Here is a 22,654-nt window from a genome sequence, read left to right as displayed (position 1 = left end):
TACTCTTTCTAGCTTTACTCTTTCTAGCTTTACTCTTTCTAGCTTTACTCTTTCTAGCTTTACTCTTTCTAGCTTTACTCTTTCTAGCTTTACTCTTTCTAGCTTTACTCTTTCTAGCTTTACTCTTTCTAGCTTTACTCTTTCTAGCTTTACTCTCGCTAACTTAATCTACCAACTCAAACTGCTCCCATTCGCTTTTAACCATTGCTCTGCTTTTTTATAGTCTGGATAAAACTGGCTCACACGTTGCCAAAACTTAGCGCTATGATTCATATGTAAAAGATGCGCAAGCTCATGGACAACTACATAATCAATCACCCAGGTTGGCGCACTTGCTAAATGTAAATTAAAAGTCAGCTCACGGCGTTTGTTACAACTGCCCCAGCGACGTTTATAATGTTGAATTTTAAGCTTTGTAGGCAACGTCTCAGACATTTGCAAGCAGTAATCATGCACTCGCATTTCGATATAGCTCTCAAGCTTTTCATGCATAAACTGCTCAAGCAAAGCGAGGTAGTTAGCCTCTTGATGTTTGACACGTGATGATATTAGTAAGGTAAGCTGAGGCCGCGCATCTTGTTGCCAAGTGTTTTTCGGGCCTTTGCCGAATACTATTGGGACGTTTTGCCCAAACAACTTAATAGTGGCGTTTACTAATGGCAATTGGCGACGCTCAGCTTGCATAGATTGCTTTGCTATTTGTTCAGCGACCCAATCTTGCTTAGTGTTTAGCCAGGCATCTATTTCAGTTTGTGGAACATAAAAAGGCGCATACACAGTGAGTTTCTGCTCAGCAACTTTAATTGCCACGGTTGTTCTGCGTTTACTGCGCTTTAGGGTGTAATCCAACAAAAGTAAGCCAATTCAATTAATAAAAAAATGAGAGATTCCATTTTACCCTGCTAAATAGCTGCTAATCTATAAAGATGACTCACAAATAAGTTTTCATCCTTATGCCTGACAAACCATGTTGTAGTTATACCTCACCAACAGGTAACAAGTGCCAAGAAACAGATATGGGCTCTGGATTTTGCTTTTGGCATGATAGTAAATTTGATAAATCAGGGCTAGATCTAACCCAAAAATTAGAACGCTATGCCAAAAAAGGAGGCTTACTAGAAGGGTTACAATTAAAGCGAGCAAATCTTTCTGGGCTTAACTTAATCAAACAGGATGATGAAGAGGGCTATAACCTTTCTTACTGCAACTTCTATCGAGCAAATTTAACGGGCGCTCATTTATTTAATAATAAGATTGCTAATGCCTCACTAATGAAAGCTAACCTTCACAGTGCTAGTTTGCATTACTGTGACTTAAGAAATACCAACTTGTTAGGTATCAAACTCAACGACAGCAGAATTGATAATATCGAGCTAGGCGACCAATTACTGCAAGAAACGGCGGCCATTAAAGCCCGCAAGAATAAGCACAACTCAGAAGCACGAGACTTATTCGAACAATCTGAAGAAATATACCGTAATTTAAGAAAAGCTTCTGAAAATCAAGGACTATTTGAGCTTGCTGGTAACTTTACTTATAAAGAATTGCGCATGCGTCATGCACAATACCCTAAAGGTTCAAGTAAACAAATAACTTCAAGCTTTATCGATATGTTATGCGGCTATGGCGAAAAGCCTGAGAATGTCATTCGTTTTAGTTTGTCGCTTATTATTTGTTGTGCACTCTGTTATTTTTTATTTGGGGTGAATTATCAAGATACGCTAATAAGATTAGATTTTTCTAACTCTATTGAAGACAATTTATTTGCATTTCTAAATAGCATTTATTTTAGTGTTGTTACCTTTACGACTCTAGGTTACGGTGACATAACACCTATTGGTTTCTCTCGATTTATTGCAGCAGTTGAAGCATTTTGTGGGAGCTTTTCACTCGCTTTATTCGTTGTCGTATTCGTCAAACGCATGACGCGTTAACAGTATCTAGTGATAAAAAGTTATGGATAAAAAATATGAATTTAAAACTAAGCATTTATAGCTAATATAAAATAATTAAATTCATTAATTTCACATCTTTTACTCTTAATAAATTTTAAATTGTATTAGACTGAAAGCACATGCAGCCTTTAACTTATTCTATGCTAGCAGAATTTTTTCTTACTGATCAAAGTTCAGATTTATTAATAAACGGTACCTACGACCCGACTCTAGTCCTTTTGTCGATTACCACGGCCGTCTTTGCCGCTTATTTTTCTTTACACCTTATTGATCTTGCAAATAAAACTAACTTTAATTCTTACCGTCAACTCGCCAATGGTACTGGCGCACTGGTTTTATCTGGTGGTATTTGGAGTATGCACTTCATTGGCATGCTGGCATTTTCACTATGCACAACAATTAACTACGATCCGACTTTAACATTCTTTTCGTTTGTACCGGCATTTTTCGCGTGTTTAACAGCATTTTCTTTTCTTCGGCGCAAGGGTAATACCCAGATCCCAAAAACGTTAAAGCTTCTAGTCAGTTCTGTATTATTAGGTGCAGGTATTGGCACCATGCATTATACAGGCATGGGTGCGATGCAAATGAGTCCATTGTTACGTTATGACCCTTGGTGGTTCGCTGCATCTATTGTTGTCGCTGTTGGCCTGTCATTCATAGGCTTATACACTCGCTTTCATTTGAGTGACCATTTTAAGCGTTTATCTAACTTTCAAAGTAGAATAATTTGCAGCATTATTCTCGGTTTTGCCGTTGCCGGTATGCATTACATGGGAATGGCTGCGACTCGCTTTGTTGCGACTTCGCCCCTCTTATCCGATAACGTTGATACATCACATATTGAACTTATTGCTATTTGCGTCGCGTTTGCCACCGTTTTATTAACTGCACTCGTAGGCATTATCAATGGAATGGTTCGCTATCGTATGCTGTTGGTGGAGAAATCTGCCGAAGAATCTCGTTTAGATGCTATTTTAAGTACAGCTATTGATGGCATTGTGACTATTAACATTAAAGGAAAAATTTTAAGCTTTAATAAATCTGCAGAAGCTATTTTTGGCTGGCAGCAACAGGAAGTTCTCGGACAAAACGTTAAAATTCTAATGAACGACGAAATTGCTGCACATCATGATGATTACTTATTAAATAGTGGCAATCATGAGCTTAAAAAAGTAATTGGCATCAACAGAGATGTTTGCGCAAAACATAAAGATGGCCATTTATTTCCTATTCGTCTTGGCCTTGGAGAAGTGAAACAACCAGGTGAAGAGACTCTATTTGTAGGGTTTATTACTGATTTAACTCAGCAACGCGCCCTGCAACAGAGTCTAGAAGAAAAAGAACTACAATATCGTACCTTGATGAATAATACACCTGGTGCTGTATTTCGTTGTTTACTTGATAAAAACTGGACGATGCTGTTTATTAGCCCACGAGTCTTTGAATTAACCGGTTACACAGCACAGGAGTTCACATCAAACGAAGTAGCATTTGCAGATATCATAAATTCCAAGGATGAGCAGCACATAGCAGATGCCCTAGACGACGCCATCTCAAATTCTAACCAATACGCTGTTGAATATAGAATTAAACACCGTAATGGCCAAACAGTTTGGGTACTAGATCAAGGCACAGTTAACCATAATCCAGATACCAACGACAAATGGATAGATGGCGTGCTAGTCGACATAACCTCACGTCATGAATATGAGGAGTCGTTAAAGACAGCCAAGCAAGAAGCTGAAGCCGCTGCACAAGCCAAACAAGCATTTATGGCGAATATGAGTCATGAAATCCGCACACCAATGAACGCTATAATTGGCTTTAGTGATATTTTGATGGATAGCCCGCTTAGCAAAGAACAACAAAAGCATATAATTACTGTGAATAGTTCGGCCAGGTCATTATTGCATTTATTAAATGATGTACTCGACTCCGCAAAGCTAGAAAAAGGTAAATTAGATATCACGCTTGAACACTTTAATTTGCAGGCTCTACTAGATAATATCGTTTCAACCTTTTGGCTTGAAGCGAAACGAAAAAACTTACTTCTCGATTTAAAAATAGCCGAAAATGTTGCGCCAATATACATTGGAGATGATTCGCGTATTCGCCAAGTATTAAACAACCTAATTGGTAATGCGATTAAATTTACTGAAACAGGCTCTGTGACAATTAGTATCAGTAAAACGCAAAACAACCAGTTGTTTTTTGAAGTGCAAGATACAGGCATTGGTATCGCAAAACATAGACTAAAAGCAATTTTCCAGCCATTTGAGCAAGCTGATGGAACTATGACTCGCCGTTTTGGTGGCACAGGGTTAGGAACAACGATTAGTAAGCAACTGGTAGAGTTAATGGGTGGCAGCATTAGTGCTGTGAGCACAGAAAACAAAGGAAGTTGTTTCTTTTTCTCTTTACCTCTAAAAGAAGGTGATATTAATAAAGTTGATAAATTAAGTAATAATATCTTAAACCTGCCGCCTCTGAGAGTTCTAGTTGTTGACGATATAGAACAAAACCTCGAGTTACTGAATATTTTACTTTCTCAAGCTGGTCATGTTGTTACAAAAGCGAAGAATGGCTTAGAGGCTATCAGCGCCTTCGAAAAAAATAGCTTTGATGTAATTTTAATGGATATACACATGCCAGAGTGCGACGGGATTACAGCGTGTAAAGTGATTCGAGAAAAAGAGCAGCAACAACAACTTAAAAAAACCCCTATCATTGCCCTAACTGCCAGTGTTTTACAGCAAGACAAATTAACCGCAAAACAAGCCGGTATGAATGGCTTCGCTAATAAGCCCGTTGATATTCAGCAAGTTAACCATGAAATAGCAAAGGTTTTAGGGTTAGAAGTTAATACAATATCTCAACAACAGCCAGATAAATCTAAGCAGCATATCAACTATGCAAAAGGCCTGAAAATGTGGGGAAGTAGCGAAAAACTAAACTCAGAAATAGCAGCGTTTTTATCTGATCATTATGCCAATATGATTCGTTTAAAAGAGCTTAATACTGATAGTTCTGAGGTGAAAACAATTTTGCACACTTTAAAAGGCGTTGCCGGGAATTTAGCGCTAGGAAAACTGCTACATTTACTTTCTCAAGCAGAGAATGAACTAAGAGGGACTCGTTTTATTTCACTCATCCATGCATGTGAAGATGAATGGCATTTTTTACGCTCAAAAATAGCCGAAACAAAAACTCAAGAGGAACAAACATCCGTTACTATGATGCCTACGAGTGAGCTAAATAAAGCCTTAGACACACTGCTAGAGCACGCAAAACATGCCGAAATTGACGATGACTTTTTGGCTCAAGTGGCGTCGAACACCCAGCCTGCTTTTAAATCGCAAATAAATGAAGTTTGTGAACATTTTGACAATTTTGATTTTAATGCTGCACAGGAAGCGATTGAAAAATTGCAACGTGAAATAACTGCAAGTGAGGAGAAATCATGAGCGAACTTATTGAGCGCGAAAGAATTCTTATCGTAGATGATGAACCCGCTAACCTTAAAGTAATGCGTGAAGTATTAGGCAATGACTACCGCTTATCATTTGCGAAATCAGGTGAACTTGCATTGCAACTTATTAAGAATGAGCCGCCAAGATTAATTCTATTAGATGTGATGATGCCAGATATGAATGGCTTTGAAGTCTGTGAAATACTGAAATCTACACCAGAAACCGCTCATATTCCGATTATTTTTGTGACGGCTTTATCACATGAACAAGACGAATCTGAAGGCTTTGCGCTAGGTGCGGTAGACTACATTACAAAACCCATCAGCCCTGCAATTGTCCGAGCACGAGTTAAAACTCATTTATCATTAGTGCAAGCACAGCAATTACAGCTCGCTCATATTGATTTGATAAACCGTTTAGGACGTGCAGCAGAATACAAAGACACAGATACTGGTGAACACATTGCGCGTATGAGCCGTTACAGTAAAGTACTTGCACTTGCCTACGGAATGACTGAATTTCAAGCTGAGCAACTAAGACAAGCAGCACCGATGCATGATGTTGGTAAAATCGGTATTCCTGACGCCGTGCTTCTGAAGCCTGGGCGCTTGGATGAAAATGAATTCGAGCATATGAAGCAACATGCAACAATAGGGGCGAAGATTTTAGAAAACTCTAGTTCGCCTTTATTACAGCTAGCACACAAGCTGGCACTTGAGCACCATGAAAAATGGGATGGAAGCGGCTACCCTTATGGACTAAAAGGTGAAGAGATTAGTATTGAAGGCCGGATAGTGAGTATTGCCGACGTGTTCGACGCACTAACCTCAACAAGGCCATATAAAAAAGCATGGTCTGTTGACCAAGCTGTCGAACTTCTCAAATCTGAATCTGGTAAGCACTTTGATCCGCAGTTAGTCGACTTATTTATAGGTCAGCTGGATGCAATTATAGAAATAAAAAATACATTCACTCGATAAATAGAGCCTCCTATCTGGAGGCTCTTTTATTACTAAGGTAAAGACTTAAGATCTATTTTAGGAATGTCTGTAGGGCTTCTTTCAAACTCGCTGCCATAAGCAGTGGGAGCGGAAAAAAAGCCTGTATTTTTTAGGTAAAACCCTTTCTCTGTCGTACCGCCTTGATAGTCAAAACGCGCATTTTTTTTGGCTGTGGCATCGTAAGTAAATTTAGCTTGGGTCACTTCTTGCCATTCCCCTCGCTCAGGTTTAGCCCATTGGTTTGTATAAATTGCACGACGTTCAAATTGCCCTGCCCCAGGTATGAAGTTCTCTAAAAATGAATAGGTGCCTTGATGATATATACTCGTCTTTGGGCGCCTGAAACTTGCAATTAACTGCCATTTTTCAACCATAGGATCATAAAAGTATGCTGTAAAATCAGTACTTTCAGTTCCTTCAACTGGCCTAATGTGAGTTAGAAAACCATATCGCGTGTCAGCTTTCCAATCGTATCGCATATAGCTTTGTCCGCCAGAGCCTTCATTGCCAAATTTACCTACATGCACATTTTTACCATGCTTTAAGGTCTGTATTCGGTACTCAGGTGGAATTAATGAAGGATCATCTGTTGAAAATGGACTCCAAATAGAAAATAACACTCTGCGCTCACTATCAGAGTTTACTTGTATACCAAAATAGCCCCCATCAAAACCATTCGCCATGTAATACGAGCCTATTGCATCGGCTCCTTTTGGCACTTCTATTTCACTATAAAACCACGGGTAATTCATCGTTTGAAAAGGCAACGAGTATTGCAAGTGAACCGAAGGGCCTCGACGTCCCCAGTAAAAGTCATCTTTAACATAACTAACTTTACCTAAAGCCACTTCACCACCGATTTTAATCTCACTTATGGCTGGTAAAAGCGTTTCTGCTTGCTCTAATCCCGTGATGGTTAACTTTTGATAACCTAATTCATCAAGGTTAAATGTACCAACAGGTACGCTCATTGGTTGATTATTTTTTACTGTTACAATTTTGCTTTGCCCTGCTATCGAAACTTCAATTGTTGCAGGTTTGTCTTTCACAAAGGTTTGCAAAGAAACGGCTAACTCTCCTGTTTTAGATGTGTAAAAATAAGTGCTTAAACTGCCTTGTTCCGCAAACCAATGGGTCACACCACTCTTGTCTATCAGCTTATCTGACAGCTCAATATTATTATCAATCCAACTGTTTCCTGCCACTGGAATACTGAGCGTTGTTTCTATCTTTTTATCTTCTAACTGTAACTGCTGATTTCCACATGCGACCAAGGAGGTCAAAAAAAGCGATAAAACAGCCGTTTTTATTCTGTGATTGTTCATTTTCTTTCCCACAAAAAAGCACTATCCGTAATAACGAATAGTGCTCCTTAAAACAGTTTATGGATTTATACGAACAGAGAACTCTGCCGCAGATGCCCAAGCACCACCACCTTGCTCCTCAAGAGCAACAAATTTAACGTAACGCCCATTTGTCGCTGGAAGAATGGCTGATTTTACATCACCATTTGAAGCCCATTCACCTTGTGCAATAGGCTCACCAAATTCAGTTGCTGTTTCACTTACGTACACTTCATATTTAACTACAGTACCATTACCGCCTCCTGGGCGAGGCGTGTAGTCAAATTGAGCAACCTCATAAGACTGCCCTAAATCAATAACAACGTCGTGTGGGTAAGTAACTGAACTGTCACTCCATGAGGTGTGCCAGTGCGTGTCAATATCACCATCGAATGCAAGCTCAAGTTCATTTCCAACCTCAGCAGCAGAACTTGATGTTGCAGAAACTGTGCTCATATCAATTGCTTGAGTTAAATTAACTCCCACATTTAATTCTCTTGCTGCCGCCCAAGGGTTACCACCGCGTTCTGCGAGTGCAACAAACTTAACAAAACGACCTGTTACATCATTAAACGTAACCGTTTTAACATCGCCATTATCAGCAAAGCTGCCACTTGATACAGGTTCGTCAGCAAAAGCCTGCTCATCTTCGCTTACATATAACTCATACTGCACAACTGTACCATTACCGCCACCATCTCGTGGCGCATAATCAAAGCGATTGACAGCATAATTCTCACCTAAGTCAATGACCACCTCATGTGGATAAACAACGGATGTATCATCCCAATTGGTATGCCAATGCGTGTCATCTTGGCCATCAAAAGCAAGCGCTAACTCATTGCCTGGTTGTGCAGGAGATGTTGATGAGTAGCTAAATGTCGTATTATCTAAAAGCGTACTATTTACTTCGACCGCTTCAGTAGCAGGCTCTTCAACAGGTTCATCTTCATCACCTGTGCCTGAGCCATCAATAGGTTCATATACGTTGCCATCATCAATGCCTACTCGCAGTTCAGCAGCTGAAGCCCATGCACCACCACCACGCTCTTCTAAAGCGATAAATTTAACAAATCGACCTGTTACTGGGCCAAAAACTTCTAGCTTCAAGTTAGTGTTATCAGCCCAGTTACCTGAATGAACCTTTTCACCATAATCAACTGACGACTCTGAAACATAAATTTCAAAGCTAACAATCGTTCCGTTGCGTCCGCCGTCTTGGCGTGGCGTGTATTCAAAGCGATTTACATCAACTGTTTCGCCTAAATCGATAACAACTTCATGAGGATACTCTTGCATATCATCACCCCAAGAGGTGTGCCACATGGTTGAATCATCGCCATCAAAGGCATATTTTAAGTCATTACCCGGTTGTGCAGGTGTGTTGCCCGTGACTACAAAATTAGCACTATTTAGCATGCCATTTTCTTCGCCATCATGTGTAGCAGTTAAACTCAAACCCTCAACATCAGAGCGTGCAACAACAAGGATTGTATAAGGCGTCTCTTTACGTACATTTACAGCAACGATGCAAGTTTCATTGCTCGTGCCACCATAGCCGATACATTCTGCATTATCAGGGTTAGCAGCTTCTTTTGCAGTGACATAAATATCTGCATCACCAGCATTACCACTTAGTTCTACGGTTAGTTTATTTGCAGAATCTATAGCCATGACCTCATACAGACGCGTTTCTCCTTTACTCATTGCGTCAATTGTCATAGCTTCACCACTAATTAAAGGCTCTGATTCAGTATCAAAAAGTACTGTATCATCATTATTTGTAAGTCCAGACGCTACAGTGCCTGTATAACTAGTAACTTTGCCAAGAATGTTTTCAAGTTGTAACTCAACCACAGCATCTGTCGCAATCGCGCTGAAACTTGCTTCACGCGCTGATAAATCTTGCCCGCTACTAACTACCTCACCATTGACGATAACCGTGTATTTGTACATAGGCGTAGATGTTGCCGGAATTGACCAACTAATACTTTGAGTATCAATAGAGTCAATCGTTGCTGCCAAAGGGCTATTTTGCGGTGAGAAAGAAGAATAAGGACGAGATAAAACATCTGCTGCTTCAATTTCATCAGGAGAAATACTGCCGCCAGAGCTCATACGATAGTATTCACTCGTTGATGTCGCATCATAGCTTTCATTGTATGCTGCAGTTGCTTCCTCTTGAATGACATTAAAATCTGCTTTAGTAAACCCTGCCCAAGAACCATCCAACTGACGTTTATGACCAGCGGTAAATAATGCAGTGCGGGTTTGATCGCCCGTCCCCAGCCAATCCTCTACAAACGAGCCTGTATTGCTATTAAAGTAGACATTTTCAACTGGGTAATCCATGGTGACTATATGTGTCCAAATACCCGTTTCTTTATCCATTGACCAATAGCCAAATTGCGTATGGCCATCTTTTTGCCAAACTTTAGCCACCAGCGTATACCAATGATCAGGCTGCCATCCAAGTTCAAAATTCCATGATTTTAACCCTGTACCTTCGCCACCAAAGTTTTCTACTTTAGTACCTGCACCTTGATATGGTGCAGTGATAAGTTCACCATTTGAAGGGTCCCACAAAGAAAATATAAAATTACGGCCATCGGGATGATCTTGTATGCCAGCATAACCGCCTCCTTCCATACCTGCGTTCCAATTTAGAACCGAATAGTATGTATATGGTGTTAAACCCTTTGCCGGAATATACACATCTTGCATGATGATGTCCCCAGCCGCGTTATCATTAAAGCGCAACCATACTGAAGGGGCTCGATCAATCGATCCCGGGGTTGCAACAACTTGCTTTCCTGTAGATCCAACTGAGCCTTCAGGCTCTTCGGTCCCGCAACCGAACAGTGTTGCTGTTATTACCGCAATACTGAGCACAGATAATTTATTTGTTAAGCTCATAAATTTACTCACTTATATTTATTCTTTTTAAATTAGGCAATACAACTATTGCCGTGAATTTATCTACTGCTATTAAAACCTGACATTAACCCCAAAGGTAAATAGGCGCCCAGCACTATCAAGTTTATGAACCTGATCAGAGCGAGAGATATAATGCCAGCCACGTTCATTGGTTAAGTTATTACCTGAAACATTTAAATTGATTGATTTAGTAATATCGTAACTAGCACTGAAGTCTAACTGGCCATAGTCTGCAACCCACTGCGGGCCACCCCATGCATCTGCATTTGCAACATATTCATCGCGCCAGTTATAGGCAAAACGTAATTGAAAGTCATCCGTCTCGTAGTACACGACTGCGTTATAAGAATGCTCGGACATTCCTTGATAAGGAAGGCCAAGGCTTCTAAAGTCGTATTCAGGATGATCTTGAGGAACCTGATCATACCCTGAGTCAACATAGGTGTAGTTAAGTTGCACCCCTAAATTATTAAATGGCGCTGGTAGTAATTCCGTAAAGGCATGCTGATAGGCAATCTCATAACCTTCAATGGTACCTCCACCGTCACCATTGATAGATGACTGTACTTTGAAGGTTTCTCCATTGATATCTATTGATCCATTTTCACCATTTATGACAAATGACTCGATATCTTTATAAAAATAAACAGCAGTGAGTGCACCATTCTCAGAAAAATACCACTCAAGAGCTAAATCTGCTTGATTAGCACGAAGCGGTTCGAGTCCAGGATTTGAGGCGTGATATTCCATTTTATTGAAGTTGATGTAACTCCAAGCCTTGAGTGATTGGATACTTGGGCGAGTAATTGCTTTTGAAGCTGTTGTTCTAAGTAATAAAGTATCTGTTAAATTTAGTTTTAGATTTAAACTTGGTAATACATCCGTATACGTATCCTCAAATTCCACAATATCTTGATAATCTTCAACTTTTCCTTCGTAGCTTGGATTACCTTGTTTATCAGGAACAAATACAACTTTGTCTAAATTAAGTGAATAACCTTGGCTACCTACAGTTGTTTCAATAGCCCGAACACCTAAATTTAAAGCATAAGGAAAGCCAAAAACTTTGTCTTCTATATTCACGGATGCGTAAATTGCATTGGTTTGCTCATTTACTTCATATGAGTCTTTAGGGCGCGGAAGCGCTTTAATTAACTGATTAGCAGCTTCCGGACTAATAGATTCATAAAATGCGAATAACTCATCGTAGTCAAAACGAGGCCACGGATTAGGGTGCTGACCGGGTTCACCTTTAAAGAAGTTCTCAAAGTCACCATCAATTAACACACTTTCAGGGAGTCTAAATAGGTCAAAGCCGTTAATATTTTCAACTGATGAGTAATCTACGCTGAAGTGATCATAACGTTCAGAATCAAGTTGCGCTCCAGCATTACTAAATGCACTGGCATTTTCTGACGAATTAACATTTGTGGTCTTCGTTTGATCGCCAATATTTAAACCAAAATCGATTGATTTGATCCAATCAACATTTGGCATCCACTGTGCGTCAATACGAAGTTCATTTACGACATCTTTAACACCTGTTCCACTGTTATAACTGTAGTGGGCGCCAAAAGGAGAGTTCGCAGTTAAGTTAGGAGAAATTGATACATCAGGTAAAAGGTTATTACCTGATTTATCTAGCATAATTTCATCAACAAAACCACGTGCTACAATGTATCTATTGTGACCATCATTTTTATTTTCTGAACTCGAGTGCGCAACATCGAATGCAACACTAAAGTTATCAGCAACAAACCATTTTGCATTCACGCCAACTTGATACGTTTCGGTAACTCGAGGCGACGATACATTAAGTATTTCAGCCATCGCTCCAGTACCAAATAAAGTCATTTTATTAACTAAACCCTCATCATTAAAACCAACATCTTTAACGCCAGGTATGCCTTCGGTCCAACTTTCATCATATGTAACAAACGAAATTTGCGACTCTGTTGCATCCGTTTTATATGATGAATAAATGCTATCAAAATTCATTTCAAAGTCAGAGTTCGGGATCCATTGTAATGCTAAACTTCCGCCAATACGCTCACGAGTATCTTCTTGGTTACCATAACGCATATAGCCCGGTATGATTGAGCCCCACTCGTTATCAACTAACGGATCAAATGCCCCATCACCATTCACATCTTGGCGAACCGTAATATCTGACTCCGTTGTTTCATTCCAAAAGCCTTCACCTTCATAACTGTCGATCCTTAAAGTTCGCTCAGAATAAACTGCAGTGAAAAGGGCACCAAATGTGTCGTCGAAAAACGTGTCGCTTAATAGAAATGAAGCTTGAGGTGTTACATCTTCGGTTCGATCTTCGTAAATACCTTTTATAGAACCTGATGCCGTGAAGCCATCAAAATCCATCGGTCTACGTGTTTTGATATTGATAACAGATCCAATTCCACCCTCTTGAGTGTGTGCAACGGGAGACTTATATACTTCAACGCCACCTAACAGCTCAGCTGCAATCAAGTCGTAATTAAAGTCACGGCTGCTATGCTCTGAAGCCATACGTCGGCCATTTATGGTTGTAATGTTATAGTCCCCACCTAAACCACGCACTGTGACATTTTGCCCTTCTCCGGCATTACGCGTAATCGTAATACCCGAAATGCGTTGTAATGCTTCGGCTACGTTTTGGTCAGGGAACTTACCGATATCTTCAGCAACAATTGCATCAACAACCTGTATTGAGTTTTGCTTAATAAATAAAGATTCTTTCAAACTGTTACGAATACCGCGAACTTCAATTACCTCAACAGCATCATCGTCAGTCTCTTTTAGTTGTGGGTCTTGCTCATTTGCCGCTAATGCGACTGCTGAGGAGGTCGAAAGTATCGAACCTATGAGCAAGCTTAGGTACTTCTTATTGTAATTTACCATTGCACTTCTCCGAATTAGTTATTCCATGAAAGAACATCTGTAGATGTATAACAATTAATTTACACATTTCGAAAGAAAAAAATCAATAGAAAACACAATAAAACTTTCATTTTCTTTTAATTTAATGGTCGCATTTTTATCGCTAGATAAAAAACTAGTTAAAAATCAACACTCAATCAATATGGAACTAAAGGGAAAATATTTGGACTTAAATCGAAAGTCTTCGAAAAAGGAACTACGTAAGTAAGGTACCTCACTAGAAGCAGGATAAGCATAAAGTAACAAAATTGAATCTATTATCAGCTGAAGCAGCCATTTTTGACTGACAAGAGTTGGACTTTCAACTTCAACATGATTCTTTTTAATTTTTACAAATAAAACAACAAAGTGAATTTGAAATATTTTGAAAGGCTGATAATCTAATTTGAAATATTATGAAACAAATTAAGGTGAATCAATTTATGATTAACTTAATAAATAACCGTGTTAGTTTAATCAAACGAATGTTAATCGTCTGTCTTTGGTCTAACTTTGCCTTTGCAGCACTTAGCAATGATTGGGAAAATCCAAAAGTTGTCGGAATAAATAAATTACCCGCTAGGGCAAGCTTTTTTCCCTACACCGTTGCAAATTTACAAGCGCCAGATCAAGCGCAAAACTATTTGAATTTAAATGGTATCTGGCGTTTTCATTTATCTAAGAACCCCGCATCAAGATTGAAAGACTTTGAGAGCCCTACTTTTAATGATAGTGATTGGTCAACAATCAAAGTGCCAGGAAATTGGGAGTTGCAAGGTTATGATCGTGCTATATACGTTAACCACCCCTACGCTTTTGCGAAAAACCCGCCTTTTATTCAACAACACGACAACCCAATTGGCCATTACCGTAGAACATTTAATTTAGATGAACTGTGGACTGATAAGCGAGTAATTCTACATTTTGGCGCCGTTAAATCAGCGTTCTACCTTTGGGTAAATGGACATAAGATAGGCTATAGCCAAGGAAGTAAAACCGCTGCAGAATTTGATATTTCTGATTATGTAAAGTCAGGGTCAAATACACTGGCAGTTCAAGTGTTTCGCTGGAGCGATGGTAGTTATTTAGAGGCTCAAGATTTTTGGCGGATCTCCGGCATTCAGCGTGATGTATACCTGTACTATACACCTAAAGATTATATTGAAGATGTGTTTGTAAATGCCGGCTTAGTTAATAACTACAAAGATGGAAATCTAAACCTTGCTGTTGATTTAAGCCCATCAAATAAAGAGCAGACACTGCAAATTCAGCTCAAAAATCCTAACCATGAAATCATTTTCGAAACCCAGCAAACTTTAGCCAAAAAAGAGCTCAGCCAAACAGTTCAATTCAACAAACAATTTAAAAATATAAAAGCCTGGTCTGCTGAATCGCCCACTCTTTACGAATTAAGCATATCACTTTTTGATAATAAGAAGCTGTTAAGTCAATACGTTAAGAAAAAGATTGGCTTTAGAACCTCAGAAATTAAAAATGGCCAACTGCTTATTAACGGCCAAGCTATTTTGATCAAAGGGGTCAACCGGCATGAGCATGACCCTATTACAGGGCATGCCGTTTCCCGAGAAAGCATGGAATTGGATATAAAACTATTCAAGCAATTCAATATTAATGCCGTGAGACTCGCTCACTATCCTAACGATCCTTACTGGTACGAATTATGCGATAAATACGGCATTTATGTGGTTGATGAAGCCAATATTGAATCACATGGCATGTATTATAATTTGGCAAAGGGCCACACATTAGGAAATAACCCCGACTGGAAAAAAGCCCATCTTGCACGAATTTCAGCCATGGTCGAACGTTCAAAAAACCATCCTTCAGTAATTATTTGGTCACTTGGCAATGAAGCTGGTAATGGCTACAATTTTTATCATGGTTATGAATGGGTAAGATCTCGCGACCCATCTCGTCCTATCCAGTACGAACGCGCTGTTTTTGAATGGAATACCGATCTCTATGTACCCCAATACCCTACTCCGCAATATCTAAAAGAATACGCCGAGTCAAACCCTGAGCGCAGTATGATCATGAGTGAGTATGCGCATGCTATGGGCAATAGTGTGGGTAACTTTGCTGACTTTTGGCATCAAATACGTAAGTACGACAAGTTACAAGGTGGCTTTATCTGGGACTGGGTTGATCAAGGTATACAAACCACCACCTCTGAGGGCAAAACTATCTATGCTTACGGTGGGGATTTTGGTGTTCCAGGCACTCCTTCAGATGGTAATTTTCTTTTAAATGGTATTGTTTTACCTGATCGCACACCGGAACCTGCTCTATATGAAATTAAGAAAGTTCATCAATCTGTTTTGTTTTCTTTCAATGACAAAGAGTTAACTGTATTTAATGAAAACTTTTTCAAAAACCTCAACCATTACCGTTTAAATTGGCAATTGATGAGCAATGGTAAGGTGCTTAAAGAAGGCCGCATCAATAAACTTGAAATACCACCACAGCAATCCGCTAACTTCACGCTTAACTATTCAATTCCAAAAGAAATCAATGATGAAGTATTTTTGAATGTAAGTGTAGTGACACGGCTTGATGAGCCACTAATAGGAAAAAGTTTTGAAATCGCAAAAGAGCAATTTTTAGTACGAACAGCACGTGCGAAAGAACAACAAACTGATTTAAGAAAACTTAATGTTTATCGAACCGTTACCGATAGCGAGATTATTGGTAATAACTTTGTAGTAAGATTTAATCACGCGCGAGCAGAGTTAACAGGCTATCGCTTTAACGAGGTTGAATTAATTAAAACACCTGCCAGAGCCAACTTTTGGCGCGCTCCTACTGATAATGACTTCGGCGGAAATTGGCAAGATAAGTTAAGGGTTTGGAAATACGCCTCAGAGCGTCAACAGCGTACAAAATTCACTTTAGTAGAAGCTGAAAACCAAGTTGTTGTTACCACTGAGTTTGATGTGCCAGATGTTTCTGGAAAATTAAATATTATTTATATCATCACAGCTGGTGGCAAAGTAAAAATCGATTACAAGTTCAGTTCATCTATGCAAGACATGCCAATGATCCCTCGCGTCGGTATGAACTTGGAATTATTTGCCGAGCTTAACAATATTACCTACTTTGGCCGTGGACCACAGGAAAATTATCGTGATCGACATACCGCAGCACATGTTGGTTTATATCACTCTAAAGTGTCACAGCAATATCACCCTTACATCAGACCGCAAGAAAGTGGCTATAAAACGCAAGTACGCTGGATTCACTTGACCAATCAACAAGGTGTAGGATTAAAAATTACTGGTGCACCTCATTTTGATATGAGTGCTTTACACTACAGGATCAGTGATCTAGACCCCGGCATGCGACGAAGCCAAACACATTCCGGTGAACTTCAGCCTCGTCCACTCGTTTCACTGAATATTGATTATGGGCAAATGGGTGTTGGCGGCGTTAACAGTTGGCATACAACAGCACTGCCAGAATACACACTGACAGCTTCAGAGTATGAATATAGCTTTACTCTGCAAGGAGTTAACATTAATTAAAATGTTGGATAAGGGCTCTTTTGAGCCCTTATCTCTTATGTGGTTTCAATTACTTATAAACAGCAATCTCTGCTGCACTTGCCCAAATGCGACCATTAATTTCACTTTGTGCGATTAAACGAATATACCGTGCAGTAACAGGTGTAAACTGTGTTTGCTTGATTTTTGTATTCGCAGCCCATGTACCAACAGCGATGGGTGAGCCAAAGTTGATACCATCGTCACTCACATACACCTCATAGTCTGCAATAGTGCCGTTTACGCCAATGGTTCTTGGTAGATAGGTAATTTTTGAAAAGCTTTGCGGGTTACCTAAGTCTATATCAACCGAGTGAGGGTACTCAGGCACTGTGCTGCCAGACCAATTCGTGTGCCAAATGGTGGCTGGATTATTATCAAAGGCGTAGATAATTTCTTCGCCAAGCTCTGCCTGCGAGTCGCTACTCACAACAAAGCTCGAACTATCAAGTTTTCCAGTGTGATATAGCTCAATCTCTGCCGCACTAGCCCATACATTCTCGTTTACTTCTGACAAGCCAACCAATTTTATAAAGCGCGTTTGCGTATTATTAAGTGCAACCACTTTGCCTTGTTTGCTGGCATCCCAAGTACCCGCAGCAACTAATTCATCATAGGTTACACCATCATGACTAACATACACTTCATAGTCTGCAATTGATCCATTTTCGCCCACAGCGCGTGGCGTATAATGAAGCTCTGATAACTCATAGTGTTTACCAAGATCAATGATGACATCGTGAGGGTAACTAGGCACTTGTGGAGTTGACCAACTGGTGTGCCACAGCGTGGTTTTGTCTCCATCAAATGCGTTTGCCAATTCATGATAAGGCTCTGATTGCGAGTTAGAACTTACCGTCAATGTGGCGCTGTCGATCAGGTAGTGTTGTGCTGACGTATTATCAATCGTGACAGTCGCTGAGTGCGAAACTGTTCGACCGAAAATATCTTCGAGGGTAATGATAACGTTGTCATTTTCACTCGCAATAATATCTACTTGGCGCTTTTCTGGTTGGCTTGCTGATGCAACGAGTACGTTGTTTATCATCACAGAATAGCTAAATTGAGGGGTGCTCGTTTGCGGCACTTGCCAACTTACGCTTCGCGTAGTGGCATCAGTGATGGTGAACTCAATATTAGGCTGATTGGGGGTATCCGCTACATTGTTTCTTGTTAACGGAAAAAGTGAATTTCTCCCGCAAAACGCTGTCAAGTTACCATATGCATCCCTACAGGTTTGATTGCTAATACTTAACGTAGGTGAGGTTGTCCCGCCAGTTGTCATAGTAAAATAACTTAGGTTTGCGCTTGCATCATAGTTATTGTCGTAATTACGTTTTGGTTGGTGTTGGACAACACTAAAATTTGCAGAATCAAAGCCAATCCAGCTACCATTTTCGAGCTTTTTATGGCCATTTTTGAGCCTCACAGTTCTCGCGTTTTCGCCGCTATACCACCAATCTTCAACAAATGACCCTGTTGTCGTTTCAAAACGTACATCAGCTACAGGGTAATCCATGGTCACCAAGTGCGACCATTCTCCAGCAGCCTGATCATGCACCCAATAGCCGAAATGAGTATGTGAACCTACCGGCCATGCCTTTGCCACTAAGGTATACCATTGGTTAGCTTGCCACCCTAAATCAAAGTTCCATGTTTTTAGCCCTGTACCCTCACCGCCAAAATTTTCAGATTCCGTACCATGACCAAGATAGCGGGCTACAATTGGCTTTGAAGAGCTGCGCGGATCCCATATGGAAAATATGTAATTGCGCCCATCAGGGTGATCTTGTATGCCAGCATAGCCCCCACCTTCCATGCCCGCATTCCAGTTAAGCACTGAATAGTAGGTGTACTTAGTAAGTCCATTGCTAGGCACATACACATCCTGCATGATCGTGTTACCGCGACCTACATCATTAAAGTTAAACCAAATCGACGCGGCCCTATCTTCAACCGTATTAGCTTGGGCACTCCAACTACTCAACATACCGACTACTGCCAATTTTATTGTCATTTTTCTCATGCTAGCTCCTGTAAGTGATAAAACTTAATTTCTAGATTCTGTGGACTTATCCTTTAGTAGCAATAAAGAACCAAAAAATATAAACCACCGAGTAATTAAGGTTCAAAAACGAAAGAATCGCAAATAAAAAACATAAAATGAAAAATATCGAATAAAAATGAAACTAATTGAAAGTTAATAACAACGTAAAAATGAGTAAAAAAGCCGTATGAAGGATAGTGAAAAATGTATTGCTTGATTTTTATAAGGCGAAGTGGCATGAAGGTTAAAATACACTATGAAAAGTGCATTTATTAAAACCTTTAGGTAAGAGCTGATTTTATAGCTTCATAATCATGAGAGGTTATTTCATGGCTGTTACCAGCACAATCTTTAAAGTACATTGAGTAAGTAACACCATGATCGGCAACAACAGTTTTAATCTCAAGCTGAGCTAGATGCTCAAGCCATGCTAAAAACTGTGTTGCATTTGCGCCAAAAGCAATACCTTTGCTTCTACCGTCAGCTTCAAACAGTGCCAAACGAATTGTTTTTGCTTGATCTTCTAAGGTTAAAGGGCCTTTTCCCTCATCCCAAAATGCAAGTTCCGGTATCACATTAAAACCAAGTACTTGTTGATACCATTTTACAGCAGCCGCTAAGTCATCAACATTTAAGTGGCAATGATCAACACCACACAAAGCTGGAATAGCCATGTTACTCACCTATTTCTGTTTTTAACTGCTCTAAAAAATCGAGCATGTAATCTGTACGTCGTTTGGCTTCATCTTTTGCTGATGGCGTGTTCATACTCTCACCAATGTGTAACAGCTTAATAAAAAAGTGATCGAGGGTGTATTTTGTATCGTCAGGTTCGCGGTTTAAACAAAATGGATCGTCTTTATGATACAGATAGCGACCAATTGAGCCCCCTACTTTCATGCAGCGGCTCACCCCGATTGCACCTAATGCATCCATTCGGTCTGCATCTTGCACAATTTGCGCTTCGACACTTTGTACTTTGATATTGGCACTAAAGCTATGTGCGGCAATAGCATGATGAATAGCACTAAAATACTGCTCAGGATAATTAATTGAGGCTAAAAAACTTAGCGCTTTGTCTGCGGCCATGGTCGATGCTTTTGCCCGATCTGGGTGGTTCTTTGCAACCGCAACACAATCATGTAACCAAGCTGCGGGTAACACCACGGCCATTTCTGCCTGCTCGGCAATACACAATTGTTTTGCAACCCTCACTACTCGTTCGATATGACTAATATCGTGTGCGACATCGGCATGGAGTAAAGACAAAATAAAGTCTCGACATTGAGTTTCTAACGCTGCAAAGTCTATTTTTGGCTGCATATACTGGCTATCACCATTTACTGATTGAAATTATGCTTACTTTAGCGTGGTTGCTAGATTTGTTCAAAACATTCATTGTATGTTTGCCAGTGCTTCATTAAACTATGCCCCCTTTTGTTTGACGCGAGAATCCCTATGTCATCTGCTATTTACCTGCAAGCTGGACGAGAAAAATCATTAAAAAGAAAACACCCATGGGTGTTCTCAAAAGCCATTAAAAAAGTAAAAGGTAAGCCAGGACTAGGTGATACTGTCACTATCTATGACAATGACGGCAAGTTTTTAGCCATTGCAGCTTACAGCCCGCAATCGCAAATTCGCGCTCGCGTATGGAGCTTCGATCAAAACGAAGTAATTGACCAAGCATTTTTTGAAAAACGTTTACGCCGTGCCTATGCTGCGCGTGAACAGGTGATCAGCGAAGGCGGTTTAACGGGTTTTCGTTTAAGCGCTGCTGAGTCTGACTACTTGCCAGGCATCACTATCGATAAATTTGATAATGTATTAGTGTGCCAACTACTTAGTGCAGGTGCAGAGCGCCATAAAGGTGAAATTGTTGCTGCACTGATGACTATTTTTCCGGGCTGCGATATTTATGAACGTTCAGACGTTGATGTACGCACTAAAGAAGGCCTTGAGCCAATCAAGGGAATACTTTGGGGCAAGGAACCAATTGAGCCAGTCATCATTGAAGAAAATGGCTTAAAACTCGAAGTAGACATTCTTGAAGGCCACAAAACTGGCTTTTACTTAGACCAACGTGATAGCCGTGCAGCCCTTGAGCGCTTTGTTAAAGACAAAACGGTATTAAACTGCTTTAGCTACACAGGTACATTCTCGCTATATGCTTTGCGTGGTGGTTGTAAGCACGTGACTAACGTTGATGTATCACAGCCAGCGCTCGATACAGCAAAGCGTAACGTTGAGCATAACAACCTTGATTTATCGAAAGTTGATTTCGTAAAACAAGATGTTTTTAAGTTGTTGCGCCAATACCGTGATGAAGGTGTGCAATTTGATACTATCGTTATGGATCCACCAAAATTTGCTGACAACAAAGCGCAATTAACCGGTGCTTGCCGTGGTTATAAAGATATTAATATGATTGCGATGCAAATCTTAAAACCAGGTGGCACTTTACTTACCTTCTCGTGCTCTGGATTAATGGAACAAAATTTATTTCAAAAAGTGGTTGCGGATGCAGCCCTTGATGCAGGTAAAGACTTGTTGATCATGGAACGACTAAATCAAGCTGCCGACCACCCGATTGCTGGCAGCTACCCAGAAGGCTTTTATCTGAAAGGCCTGATCTGTAAGGTTTACTAATTAAAACTTACAATTTCTAACCCGGCACTCAAGGAGCCATCTTGCTCCTTGGTTGCCCGAATTACACGGGCTGTTGCATCAAATGAAGTAATCGCCGTGCTAGTCGAAGCAATTAGCACCCGATAAAGACTACCAATTTCTAAGACTTCATCAAGGTGTATTGCCAGCCCTGTTGCACTTAAATCAGTACACGTAACCTGAATTTCTTCGCCATTAACTGCATCTAATGGGATCAGTTTTGCAGGGGTATGAATTTGCATGCGGCGAAAATCGCGTTTCTCCTCATGAAACATATGGCCTCCTATACCAGTGTTTTTATTTTCTCTATTAATGTTTTAACAGAAAAAGGCTTCACTACATAGGCGTCACATCCAGCATCAAACCCCGCTTTTTGTTCAAGCTCGGTTTCAAGACCAGACACCATGACAACAGGAATTTGCGCTGTTTCTGGGGTGTTTTTTAGTAATCGGCACGTATCATAGCCATCTAAGCCTGGCATACAAACATCTAATAGTATGGCATCTGGCAACTCTGCAATGGCAGACGTTAAACACGATGCGCCTGAGTTTGCATAACTTAACGAAAACTCATTTCCAAGGCTTGCTTTGAGCATTTCAAAATTAAAATATTCATCATCGACGACCAAAATAGTTGGTCGCGGTCGATTTACCGCCCGTTCAGGAACTGAGATTGGTCTTTCCTTTTCAATGCCCACATAACCTCCTTTTAGCATCTGTGTTTTAGCGTCAAGCAAGGAGGTTACACCTCCACTG

At 40.2% G+C, this 22,654-nt stretch carries 14 protein-coding genes and 1 pseudogene; 5 read left to right on the top strand and 10 right to left on the bottom strand.

Features of this window, described 5'->3' with window-relative positions; translation table 11 throughout:
• Window positions 1-3: 3 nt before the first annotated feature.
• Together NO991_RS18240 and NO991_RS18235 are read right to left on the bottom strand one after the other, a co-directional pair.
• Window positions 4-168, bottom strand: a pseudogene (locus NO991_RS18240) (pentapeptide repeat-containing protein); the annotation flags it as partial.
• Window positions 169-849, bottom strand: a complete 681-nt coding sequence (locus NO991_RS18235; protein WP_054553652.1) for a M48 family metallopeptidase — start codon at window positions 847-849, stop codon at window positions 169-171. It lies immediately after the preceding pseudogene.
• Between the two features lie 104 nt (window positions 850-953).
• Between NO991_RS18235 and NO991_RS18230 the strand changes: the two genes are divergently transcribed.
• The 3 genes from NO991_RS18230 (at window position 954) to NO991_RS18220 (ending at window position 6,408) form a co-directional block, all read left to right on the top strand.
• Complete coding sequence (locus tag NO991_RS18230) at window positions 954-1,934, top strand: ion channel (protein ID WP_054553653.1); 981 nt, start codon at window positions 954-956, stop codon at window positions 1,932-1,934.
• Window positions 1,935-2,095: 161 nt separating this feature from the next.
• Window positions 2,096-5,422 (top strand): MHYT domain-containing protein, encoded by a 3,327-nt coding sequence (locus tag NO991_RS18225; RefSeq protein ID WP_300544626.1) that lies wholly within the window; start codon window positions 2,096-2,098, stop codon window positions 5,420-5,422.
• A complete protein-coding gene (locus NO991_RS18220; protein ID WP_054553654.1) occupies window positions 5,419-6,408 on the top strand; it encodes a two-component system response regulator in 990 nt (329 codons plus the stop codon). Before NO991_RS18225 ends, NO991_RS18220 begins: the two co-directional genes overlap by 4 nt.
• A gap of 32 nt (window positions 6,409-6,440) precedes the next feature.
• On the opposite strand, the gene NO991_RS18215 is transcribed toward NO991_RS18220, so the two are convergent.
• From NO991_RS18215 to NO991_RS18205, 3 genes are all read right to left on the bottom strand, one after another.
• Entirely contained in the window at window positions 6,441-7,754 is a 1,314-nt protein-coding gene (locus tag NO991_RS18215) for a DUF3472 domain-containing protein (RefSeq protein WP_300419343.1), read from the bottom strand.
• A gap of 57 nt (window positions 7,755-7,811) precedes the next feature.
• On the bottom strand, window positions 7,812-10,688 hold the full coding sequence (locus NO991_RS18210) for a discoidin domain-containing protein (protein WP_300544617.1): 2,877 nt from the start codon (window positions 10,686-10,688) through the stop codon (window positions 7,812-7,814).
• A 72-nt stretch (window positions 10,689-10,760) separates the two neighbouring features.
• A complete protein-coding gene (locus tag NO991_RS18205; RefSeq protein ID WP_054553657.1) occupies window positions 10,761-13,607 on the bottom strand; it encodes a TonB-dependent receptor in 2,847 nt (948 codons plus the stop codon).
• 461 nt (window positions 13,608-14,068) lie between these two features.
• Between NO991_RS18205 and NO991_RS18200 the strand changes: the two genes are divergently transcribed.
• Window positions 14,069-17,167, top strand: coding sequence for a glycoside hydrolase family 2 TIM barrel-domain containing protein (locus NO991_RS18200; RefSeq protein ID WP_300419036.1), 3,099 nt, complete (start codon window positions 14,069-14,071; stop codon window positions 17,165-17,167).
• 49 nt (window positions 17,168-17,216) lie between these two features.
• Here the strand turns inward: NO991_RS18200 and NO991_RS18195 are convergent, their stop codons facing one another.
• The 3 genes from NO991_RS18195 to NO991_RS18185 form a co-directional block, all read right to left on the bottom strand.
• The gene (locus NO991_RS18195; protein ID WP_300544608.1) at window positions 17,217-19,211 is read right to left on the bottom strand and encodes a DUF3472 domain-containing protein; all 1,995 of its coding nucleotides are present in this window, start codon (window positions 19,209-19,211) and stop codon (window positions 17,217-17,219) included.
• Between the two features lie 302 nt (window positions 19,212-19,513).
• Window positions 19,514-19,906 (bottom strand): VOC family protein, encoded by a 393-nt coding sequence (locus tag NO991_RS18190; RefSeq protein WP_054553660.1) that lies wholly within the window; start codon window positions 19,904-19,906, stop codon window positions 19,514-19,516.
• Between the two features lies 1 nt (window position 19,907).
• Window positions 19,908-20,555 (bottom strand): HD domain-containing protein, encoded by a 648-nt coding sequence (locus NO991_RS18185; protein ID WP_054553661.1) that lies wholly within the window; start codon window positions 20,553-20,555, stop codon window positions 19,908-19,910.
• 135 nt (window positions 20,556-20,690) lie between these two features.
• On the opposite strand from NO991_RS18185, the gene NO991_RS18180 reads away from it, so the two are divergent.
• A complete protein-coding gene (locus NO991_RS18180; RefSeq protein WP_138618615.1) occupies window positions 20,691-21,881 on the top strand; it encodes a class I SAM-dependent methyltransferase in 1,191 nt (396 codons plus the stop codon).
• Here the strand turns inward: NO991_RS18180 and NO991_RS18175 are convergent.
• Entirely contained in the window at window positions 21,878-22,174 is a 297-nt protein-coding gene (locus NO991_RS18175) for a PilZ domain-containing protein (RefSeq protein WP_054553663.1), read from the bottom strand. The two genes, NO991_RS18180 and NO991_RS18175, sit on opposite strands and share 4 nt — an antisense overlap.
• Window positions 22,175-22,182: 8 nt before the next feature.
• Window positions 22,183-22,596, bottom strand: coding sequence for a PleD family two-component system response regulator (locus tag NO991_RS18170; RefSeq protein WP_283235040.1), 414 nt, complete (start codon window positions 22,594-22,596; stop codon window positions 22,183-22,185).
• Between the last annotated feature and the right edge of the window lie 58 nt (window positions 22,597-22,654).

Origin of the sequence: Pseudoalteromonas sp. DY56-GL22, from assembly GCF_041414715.1 — a bacterium.
Classification (GTDB): domain Bacteria; phylum Pseudomonadota; class Gammaproteobacteria; order Enterobacterales; family Alteromonadaceae; genus Pseudoalteromonas; species Pseudoalteromonas simplex.
The sequence above is the reverse complement of the archived record's forward strand: the minus strand, read 5'-3'. Positions and strand labels throughout refer to the sequence as shown.

Excerpts from the sequence above, each read along its gene's own strand:
- NO991_RS18230 (WP_054553653.1), top strand. The coding sequence starts at position 954 with ATGCCTGACAAACCATGTTGTAGTTATACCTCACCAACAGGTAACAAG.
- NO991_RS18225 (WP_300544626.1), top strand. The coding sequence starts at position 2,096 with ATGCTAGCAGAATTTTTTCTTACTGATCAAAGTTCAGATTTATTAATA.
- NO991_RS18220 (WP_054553654.1), top strand. The coding sequence starts at position 5,419 with ATGAGCGAACTTATTGAGCGCGAAAGAATTCTTATCGTAGATGATGAA.
- NO991_RS18215 (WP_300419343.1), bottom strand. The coding sequence starts at position 7,754 with ATGAACAATCACAGAATAAAAACGGCTGTTTTATCGCTTTTTTTGACC.
- NO991_RS18210 (WP_300544617.1), bottom strand. The coding sequence starts at position 10,688 with ATGAGCTTAACAAATAAATTATCTGTGCTCAGTATTGCGGTAATAACA.
- NO991_RS18205 (WP_054553657.1), bottom strand. The coding sequence starts at position 13,607 with ATGGTAAATTACAATAAGAAGTACCTAAGCTTGCTCATAGGTTCGATA.
- NO991_RS18200 (WP_300419036.1), top strand. The coding sequence starts at position 14,069 with ATGATTAACTTAATAAATAACCGTGTTAGTTTAATCAAACGAATGTTA.
- NO991_RS18195 (WP_300544608.1), bottom strand. The coding sequence starts at position 19,211 with ATGAGAAAAATGACAATAAAATTGGCAGTAGTCGGTATGTTGAGTAGT.
- NO991_RS18190 (WP_054553660.1), bottom strand. The coding sequence starts at position 19,906 with ATGGCTATTCCAGCTTTGTGTGGTGTTGATCATTGCCACTTAAATGTT.
- NO991_RS18185 (WP_054553661.1), bottom strand. The coding sequence starts at position 20,555 with ATGCAGCCAAAAATAGACTTTGCAGCGTTAGAAACTCAATGTCGAGAC.
- NO991_RS18180 (WP_138618615.1), top strand. The coding sequence starts at position 20,691 with ATGTCATCTGCTATTTACCTGCAAGCTGGACGAGAAAAATCATTAAAA.
- NO991_RS18175 (WP_054553663.1), bottom strand. The coding sequence starts at position 22,174 with ATGTTTCATGAGGAGAAACGCGATTTTCGCCGCATGCAAATTCATACC.